Here is a 7855-nt window from a genome sequence, read left to right on the forward strand (position 1 = left end):
CTCAAACCATTGAACGCTTTGCGCTCTGGCCTCATTCACGCTTCATCCTCTTTCCAGGATTTAATTTTAAATGCAAAAAGTAAAAGATACACTTATACAAAAATATCTAGATTATTATCTCAATTATTTTTTTCACTAGACAATTATGATTTTAATGAATTATTACAGGATGATAATCTTTATGCAAGAGTTCTTGGATTTAATAATAAAGGAAGAAATATTTTAAAAGAAATGAAAAAGCTATCTTCAATTCCTATTATTACGAAGGTGCCAAAAAATATTAATAATAAGCTTTTGCAATTAGATATTCAATGTACTAAGGCTTATTCAATTTTAAATGATAAAGTAAATCCATTAAGTGATTATTTACTTTCACCTGTAATAAAATAATAATATTAAAAAGTCATAAGCATATAAATACTATAGGAGGTTAAATTCATGATTAGTATTTATATTTTATGGCTTTTAATTTTTATTCTTGTTACTATTTTACTTAAACTTTTCAATGTTAAAAAAAATTTTGTTATATGTTTTTTAATTACTATTTTTATAATTATATTTGTAATTAATTTGAAAACTAGTATAAATGCTGCTATAAACGGACTAAAGCTAGTTATTAATGCAATATTACCTGCTATTTTCCCTTTTAGTGTAATATGTAATTTACTAATATGTTATGATGGAATAACTCTTTACTCTAAAATATTAGGACCATTAATTTGCAAACCACTAGGGCTTTCTAAAAGTTCTTCTTTTCCAATAGCTGCTAGCTTTATTTGTGGCTATCCTTTAGGAGCAAAATATTCTTCTGATATTTATAATTTAGGATATATACATAAAGATGAATATGAAAGACTTTTAAACATAGCCTCTAATGCTGGTCCAATATTTATTTTAGGCTCTGTTGCTGTTGCTATGCTAAATAATATTAAATATGGTTATATACTCCTTATTGCAAATTACTTATCTATTATTATAGTAGGAATACTTACCAAAAAATCATCTAAAAATGTAAGTAATGAGTTTACAAATAATATAGTAAAAAAAGAATTTAATTTTGGAATTAATTTAAAGACTTCCATAGAAGGTGCTATTAATACTACATTAAATGTTGGAGCTTTCGTAATTATTTTTTCTGTAGTTATAAGCATAATTAAAAGCACCACTTCAATAAGTGCTGCTTTTATATTCTTAGAAAATTTATTTAAATTACCTACTGGAATTTTATATAATCTTTTTTTAGGTAGTATCGAATTTACTAACGGATGCAAAATGATATCTGATATAAATTTATCCATAAGCTTAAAATTAAGCTTAATAAGTTTTATATTATGTTTTTCTAGTTTATCTGTTATAGCTCAAGTATCTTCCATTATAAGTGGAGATAATCCAAACTTTAAAAAGTATATATTACTTAAGCTTCTCCAAGGAATACTAGGCTTTATAATAACATTTATTTCTAGTAACATTATATTATTTTCAATACCAACTTTTAGTATTGCACCAGTATATAGCTATAAATTAATTATATATAAATTATACATTCCAATAATATTTATTTTAAGTATCTCTCTTTTAATTTCTGTAATATTAAAATATATTAAAAGAAAGCTACATTCCTCTTAATTCAGATATGTTATCTTTAATCCTTAAACCAGTTTCATTTAGATTTTCATCTATTTCTTTTGCAACCGTTTCAAAGGATTTTTGCATATCTTCAATAAGTTTATTTTTCTTTTCTTCTATTTCTCTATCTAATTGAGATAGTATTTCAGTTGAATATTCTCTTGAACCTATTCTAATTGCCTTAGCATCTCTTTGAGCTAGGGCAATTATTTCATTTGCTCTTATTTTTGCTTCTTTAACTAAATCATGATTTTCTACATTTTGTTTCATCATTTCCATAATTTCATTTTTAGTAGTATCATATTGTTTTTGAGCATCTTCAAGTATTCTATCTTTTTCATTCATTACCCATTGTGCTTTTCTAATTTGATCTGGTAAATAATTTATTACTTGATCTATTACTTCTAAAAATTCTTTTTTATCTACTACACTTTTACCTGTTATAGGTACCTTTGGTGCAGTTTCTATTAATTCCTCTAAATATTCTAAAAGTTCAATAATATTAACTTCAATTTTATCCATATGCCTACTCCCCCTAGAAAATTCAAATATTAAAACTTCTCCCTAAGCTCTGAAATTAACTCATCAGGCACTAAACCATTAATATTTCCTCCAAACTTAGCAACTTGCTTTACTGAAGAGGAACTTACGTAGGAAAATGCTGATGAAGTCATCATAAATACCGTTTCAATTTCAGAATCAAGTTTAGAATTCATAAGTGCCATTTGAAACTCATATTCAAAATCTGACATAGTTCTAAGCCCTTTTAAAATTACTTTTGAATTATGCATTTTTGCAAAATCAACTAATAATCCTTCAAAACTTAAAACCTCAACATTTTCTATATTTTTAGTGACTCTTTTTATTAAATTTACTCTTTCTTCAATAGTAAATAAACAATTCTTATCCACATTAACTAAAACTGCAACAATTACTTTGTCGTATATTTTTGCTCCTCTAGTTATTATATCTAAATGCCCGTTTGTTATTGGATCAAAACTTCCTGGATAAATAGCAATATTCATTTCTCTCACCTTTTTATTTACTCCTCATTATTATATATACAAACTGTTGTGTTTCCATATTTTTTATTTTTTACTAATTGTATTTCTTTATATCCTTGGTAAATTTCTTCTATTGAATCAATTTTCGTTACTATTATTCCGCCCTTATTTAATAAATTATTTTCTTTAATAATTTCTATTGCCTTAGGAATCATTTCCTTACAATATGGTGGGTCTATAAAAATAATATCAAAAACCTTACCTTTTTTGTTTAACATTTTCAAAGCTTCATAAGAATCTAAATTAAGTGGAAAGCAAAAATCTTCAAACTTTAAATTCTCAACATTTTTCTTTAATATTGGAAATGTTGTGTTACTTTTATCAATTAAATATACTTCTTTAGCACCTCTACTTGCTGCTTCAAGTCCTAGACTTCCAGTTCCTGCGAATACATCTACAACTACAGAGTCTGGGATATGGTTTTGTATTATACTAAACATAGACTCCTTAACTCTATCTAAAGTTGGTCTAGTTTCCATTGTATCGGGAGGTAATAACTTACGTCCTCTTGCTCTACCTGCTATTATTCTCATTTGATTTCCTCCTTAGGTACTAATAATATAATTTTATCACAAGATTTATTTATATACAATTTATTTAATTAAAACAAATATATCGACTATATCTTTCAAGGGATTTGGATATTTCATTGCATAATTTTACATTTTCAATTTCCTTAGAGTTAACTAAATTATTAGCTTCATATCTAGCACACTTTAAAATATCTATATCCTCATATATATCTGAAAGCACTAAACCTATATCTCCACTTTGTCTTAGTCCAAACATTTCACCAGCTCCTCTTAACTTTAAGTCTTGCTCTGAAATATAAAATCCATCAGTGGAGCTTGTCATTATTTCCATTCTTTTTTTAGTTTTTTCATTTTTAGCATTTCCTATTAAAATACAATAGGATTCATACTCTCCTCTTCCTACTCTACCTCTTAATTGATGAAGCTGTGCTAAACCAAATCTCTCTGAATTTTCTATTATCATAATTGAAGCATTAGGGACATTTACCCCAACTTCTATAACTGTAGTAGAAATAATAACTTTAACTTCATTTTCTTTAAATAAACCAATTATTTCATCCTTTTCTTTTGGTTTCATCTTACCATGTAATATCTCTACTCTAATATCCTTAAAGACATCTTCTTTTAATTCTTCATATAATTTTTCTACAGAATTCAATTCTAATTTTTCATTTTCTTCAATTAGAGGACAAACTATATACACTTGCCTTCCTTTTTTTATTTCATCTAAGGCTAATGAATAAACTGACATTCTTTCATTTTCAGAATAAAATCTGGTATCTATTTTTTTTCTTCCTGGAGGAAGCTTATCTATTATAGATACATCTAAATCTGAATACATATATAAAGCTAAAGTCCTAGGTATTGGAGTTGCTGTCATTACTAATACATCTGGTCTTCTAGCTTTATTTATTAGTTTATTTCTTTGTTCAACACCAAATCTATGCTGCTCATCTGTTATAACTAAACCTAAATTTTTAAAATCAACATCTTCTTGAATTAATGCATGAGTTCCAATAACAAGCATAGGAGTACCCTCTGCTATCTTTTCTTTTATTCGTCGTTTTTCCTTTATCTTAGTACTACCAGTTAAAATTTCTACATCTAAGTTAAAATCCTTATAAATTTTTAATGCTTCTAAATAATGTTGATTAGCTAAAATTTCAGTAGGTGCCATTAAAGCCCCTTGATAACCATTTTTAAGAACATTAAATAGGGCTATTAATGCCACTATAGTTTTCCCACTACCTACATCTCCTTGTATCAACCTATTCATAGAATATTTACTTTTTTGATCTCTTAAAATATCCCTTACAACATTAGTTTGCGCATCTGTTAATTTAAAAGGTAAGTTTTCCTTTAGATCCTTTAATTCATCATGCCAATAAAATGATATTCCATCATTGCTTCTTAATTTGTTTTTAAGTAATAATAACTTCATTGAGTAAGTAAAAAGCTCTTGAAATTTCAGTCTTGATATAGCATTATTTAATTCTAATTTCCCCTTTGGAAAATGTATATCTCTAATTGCAGTATCTAAATCAATCATTTTATATCTCTCTAAAATATCCTTTGGTAAATTGTCAGTAATAATAACACTATCTAACACTTGATTGATTATTTTTGCAATTACTTTATCATTTAGATCTCCCTTTAAAGGATATTTAGGTATTATCTCACTTTTTTTTGCATCATTACAACCAACTATAGGATTAATTACTTCTAATATTTTTCCATTTCTTTTAAATTTACCTACTAAATCATATGTAGTATTAAGCTGAAAGTTATTTTTTATATATCTTTGATTAAACCATTTACCTAAAACAATATGACCTTTATAATCAAATTTTATTGTTGATATTATCTTCCCAGTTTTTGTTTTGATATCTCTATCATATCCTATAACTCTGCAGCTTAGTATTTGCTTTTCTTCACCATCAATTTCATTAAACTCTACATCACCTTTTATAAACTCGTAGTCTCTTGGAAAGTATAAAAGTAAATCATATATTGTAAAAATTCCACATTTATTTAACTTTTCAGTAAGCTTAGGACCTACACCCTTCAAAGTTGAGACTTCCATTGATATATTCATTTACTCACCTCAAAATTTATTTGCTAAGTATTTATTTTATTATAATGCACAAAATAAATACTATATAATTAAAGAAAAAACTCCTTTCGGAGTTTTAATTCTTTTTAATTTAGAGCTAATAAGAAGCTCTTTTATATTATTCTACTGACATTAAGAAATAGTAAAGAGGTTGTGCTCCCCTATAACATTGAACATCTAAATCTTCATATTTTTCTTCTATCTTACTAGCAAATTCATTTGCTTCTTCTTCAGAAACATCTGCACCATATAATATAGTAATAAGTTCACTTTCATCATCTATCATTTCAGCTAGAACTTCCTCTGCTACATCAGAATAAGATGATCCAACTTTTTTAATTTTTCCTTCAATCAGTCCAAGCATATTGCCTTCTTTAATTTCTATACCATCCATTTCTGTATCTCTTACTGCGTAAGTTACAGAACCTGTTTTAACCATATCAATTGTTTCTTTTAAAGCTCTCTCATTTTCATCAACTTCTACTTCAGAATTAAACATTGTAACACAAGTAATTCCTTGTGGTATTGAAGTTGTTGGTATTACTCTTACATCTTTATCAGAAATTTCAGCTGCTTGATTTGCAGACATTATAATATTTTTATTATTTGGTAATACAAATACATGCTCTGCATTTAATTTAGCAATACATTCCATTATATCTTGTGTAGAAGGGTTCATAGTTTGACCACCTTCTATTACATAATCTACTCCTAAATCTTTAAATATGTTTGTAATTCCTTCTCCCATTGCAACTGCAACAAAAGCATATTTTTTCTTTTCAACTTCTACAGCTTCTTCTTTAAGCTTATATTCCTCTTTTGATAAAAGGACTTCTCTATGTTCTTCTCTCATATTATCAATTTTAATTTTAGATAATTCTCCTAATTGAACTGCCTTAGCTAATACAGCTCCTGGATCATTAGTATGGATATGTACTTTTATAACATCTTCATATCCAACTACAACTTGTGAATCGCCCATAGGTATTATATCATCTCTAAACTTATCTGCCTTGCTAGCATCTGCTAAAATAATAAATTCAGTACAGTAACCAAATTTAATATCTATATCTTCTGTTCCTTGAGCCCCTTGCATCTTAGCTTCTGATGGTTTTATATCTTTAATTTCAGCTTTAATATCATCTCTTAATGCTTCAAGCATTCCTTTTAATATTATATATAATCCCATTCCACCTGAATCTACTACTTTTGCTTTCTTAAGGGCTGGTAAAAGTTCTGGTGTTTTATCAAGCATAACCTTTGCTTCATTAACGACAACTTCCATTAATCCAACTATATCTTTAACATCTGTTTCTATTGCTGCTTCAGATGCTGCTCTTATTACTGAAAGTATAGTTCCCTCTGTAGGTCTCATAACAGCCTTATATGCAGCTTTGCTACCTTCTTGTAGTGCAATAGCAAGTTCAACTGAATCTACTGATGTTTTTCCTTCTAATCCCTTTGAAATACCTCTAAGAATTTGTGAAAGAATAACTCCTGAATTTCCTCTTGCACCCATTAAAGCACCCTTAGCAAGCTTTTTTGATGCTTCTCCAATAGATTCTGTATTTAATCCTTCTATTTCTTTAACAGCTGCTTTAAATGTAGCAGACATATTAGTTCCTGTATCTCCATCTGGAACTGGAAATACATTCAATGAGTTAACATACTCACTTTCTTCTAACAATATATTGCTAGCATTAACAACCATGTTATAAAAATCATGGCCATTTATTGTCTGATATTTCATCTTTTTCCCTCCTAGACTCTCACTGCTTGAACATTTACTGTAACAGATGAAACTTTTAATCCAGTAAAGTTTTCCACACTATAACGTACCTTTTGTATTATATTATTTGCTATTTCTGAAATCTTAGTTCCATACTCAACCATAACAAATAATTCAACTATTAATTTATCATTATCAAATTTTAGCTTAACGCCTTTACTTAAATTTTCTATTCTCATTAATTCCCATAATCCTTCAGTTGCATTCTTGGAAACCATTCCTACCACGCCATAGCATTCCATAGTTGATAAACCAACTATTTTAGCAAGCACCTCTTCAGAGTAATGTATATTTCCAAGTTCATTTGAATATCCTACCATATAGAAACCTCCTTATCAATATCTATACACTATATTTTATATTACTTGTATTTATTATTCAAGTAAATCTTACTAAGCTTATTATATGTAGATGTTATAAAATATATTAAAGCCTTGATTCTAAAAGTTTTTTCACTTTTTTTCTTATTTCCCCTTGCTTTTATAAGGGGTACTATGTTAAAATTTAATCTGTCCTATTGAAGAGAAATTATCTTCAAAAACAAGGAGGTGTTTTCAAGTGGCAAGAAGATGCGAAGTTTGTAATAAAGGGGTTGTATCTGGAACTCAGTACTCCCATTCACATCGTCAATCAAAGAGAACTTGGGCTCCTAACATAAAGAGAGTAAAGGCTTTAGTTAATGGAACACCAAAAACAGTTCATGTATGTACAAGATGTCTTAGATCTGGTA

9 protein-coding genes are annotated in these 7855 nt (G+C 27.7%); 3 read left to right on the forward strand and 6 right to left on the reverse strand.

Features of this window, described 5'->3' with window-relative positions; genetic code table 11:
* A partial coding sequence (locus HUJ77_RS13475) for a nucleotidyltransferase family protein (protein WP_291709457.1) occupies positions 1-390 on the forward strand: 390 nt, incomplete at its 5' end.
* Between the two features lie 48 nt (positions 391-438).
* Entirely contained in the window at positions 439-1626 is a 1188-nt protein-coding gene (ylbJ, locus tag HUJ77_RS13480; protein ID WP_291709459.1) for a sporulation integral membrane protein YlbJ, read from the forward strand.
* Here ylbJ and HUJ77_RS13485 read toward each other — a convergent pair.
* The 6 genes from HUJ77_RS13485 to HUJ77_RS13510 all read right to left on the reverse strand — a co-directional run bounded on the left by HUJ77_RS13485 (position 1612) and on the right by HUJ77_RS13510 (position 7445).
* Positions 1612-2148 (reverse strand): ATPase, encoded by a 537-nt coding sequence (locus HUJ77_RS13485; protein WP_291709461.1) that lies wholly within the window; start codon positions 2146-2148, stop codon positions 1612-1614. The two genes, ylbJ and HUJ77_RS13485, sit on opposite strands and share 15 nt — an antisense overlap.
* Positions 2149-2177: 29 nt before the next feature.
* Entirely contained in the window at positions 2178-2651 is a 474-nt protein-coding gene (coaD, locus tag HUJ77_RS13490; RefSeq protein WP_291709472.1) for a pantetheine-phosphate adenylyltransferase, read from the reverse strand.
* Between the two features lie 17 nt (positions 2652-2668).
* A complete protein-coding gene (gene rsmD, locus HUJ77_RS13495; protein ID WP_291709463.1) occupies positions 2669-3223 on the reverse strand; it encodes a 16S rRNA (guanine(966)-N(2))-methyltransferase RsmD in 555 nt (184 codons plus the stop codon).
* Between the two features lie 64 nt (positions 3224-3287).
* Positions 3288-5318, reverse strand: coding sequence for an ATP-dependent DNA helicase RecG (gene recG / locus HUJ77_RS13500; RefSeq protein ID WP_291709464.1), 2031 nt, complete (start codon positions 5316-5318; stop codon positions 3288-3290).
* A gap of 136 nt (positions 5319-5454) precedes the next feature.
* Positions 5455-7086, reverse strand: coding sequence for a DAK2 domain-containing protein (locus HUJ77_RS13505; protein ID WP_291709466.1), 1632 nt, complete (start codon positions 7084-7086; stop codon positions 5455-5457).
* An 11-nt stretch (positions 7087-7097) separates the two neighbouring features.
* Entirely contained in the window at positions 7098-7445 is a 348-nt protein-coding gene (locus tag HUJ77_RS13510; protein WP_291625215.1) for an Asp23/Gls24 family envelope stress response protein, read from the reverse strand.
* A gap of 238 nt (positions 7446-7683) precedes the next feature.
* Between HUJ77_RS13510 and rpmB the strand changes: the two genes are divergently transcribed.
* A partial coding sequence (gene rpmB, locus HUJ77_RS13515) for a 50S ribosomal protein L28 (protein ID WP_291709473.1) occupies positions 7684-7855 on the forward strand: 172 nt, incomplete at its 3' end.

Origin of the sequence: Clostridium sp., from assembly GCF_021443865.1 — a bacterium.
Classification (GTDB): domain Bacteria; phylum Bacillota; class Clostridia; order Clostridiales; family Clostridiaceae; genus Clostridium.

Coding starts and splice junctions, on each gene's coding strand:
- HUJ77_RS13485 (WP_291709461.1), bottom strand. CDS start 2,148: ATGGATAAAATTGAAGTTAATATTATTGAACTTTTAGAATATTTAGAG.
- recG (WP_291709464.1), bottom strand. CDS start 5,318: ATGAATATATCAATGGAAGTCTCAACTTTGAAGGGTGTAGGTCCTAAG.
- rsmD (WP_291709463.1), bottom strand. CDS start 3,223: ATGAGAATAATAGCAGGTAGAGCAAGAGGACGTAAGTTATTACCTCCC.
- HUJ77_RS13505 (WP_291709466.1), bottom strand. CDS start 7,086: ATGAAATATCAGACAATAAATGGCCATGATTTTTATAACATGGTTGTT.
- coaD (WP_291709472.1), bottom strand. CDS start 2,651: ATGAATATTGCTATTTATCCAGGAAGTTTTGATCCAATAACAAACGGG.
- HUJ77_RS13510 (WP_291625215.1), bottom strand. CDS start 7,445: ATGGTAGGATATTCAAATGAACTTGGAAATATACATTACTCTGAAGAG.
- ylbJ (WP_291709459.1), top strand. CDS start 439: ATGATTAGTATTTATATTTTATGGCTTTTAATTTTTATTCTTGTTACT.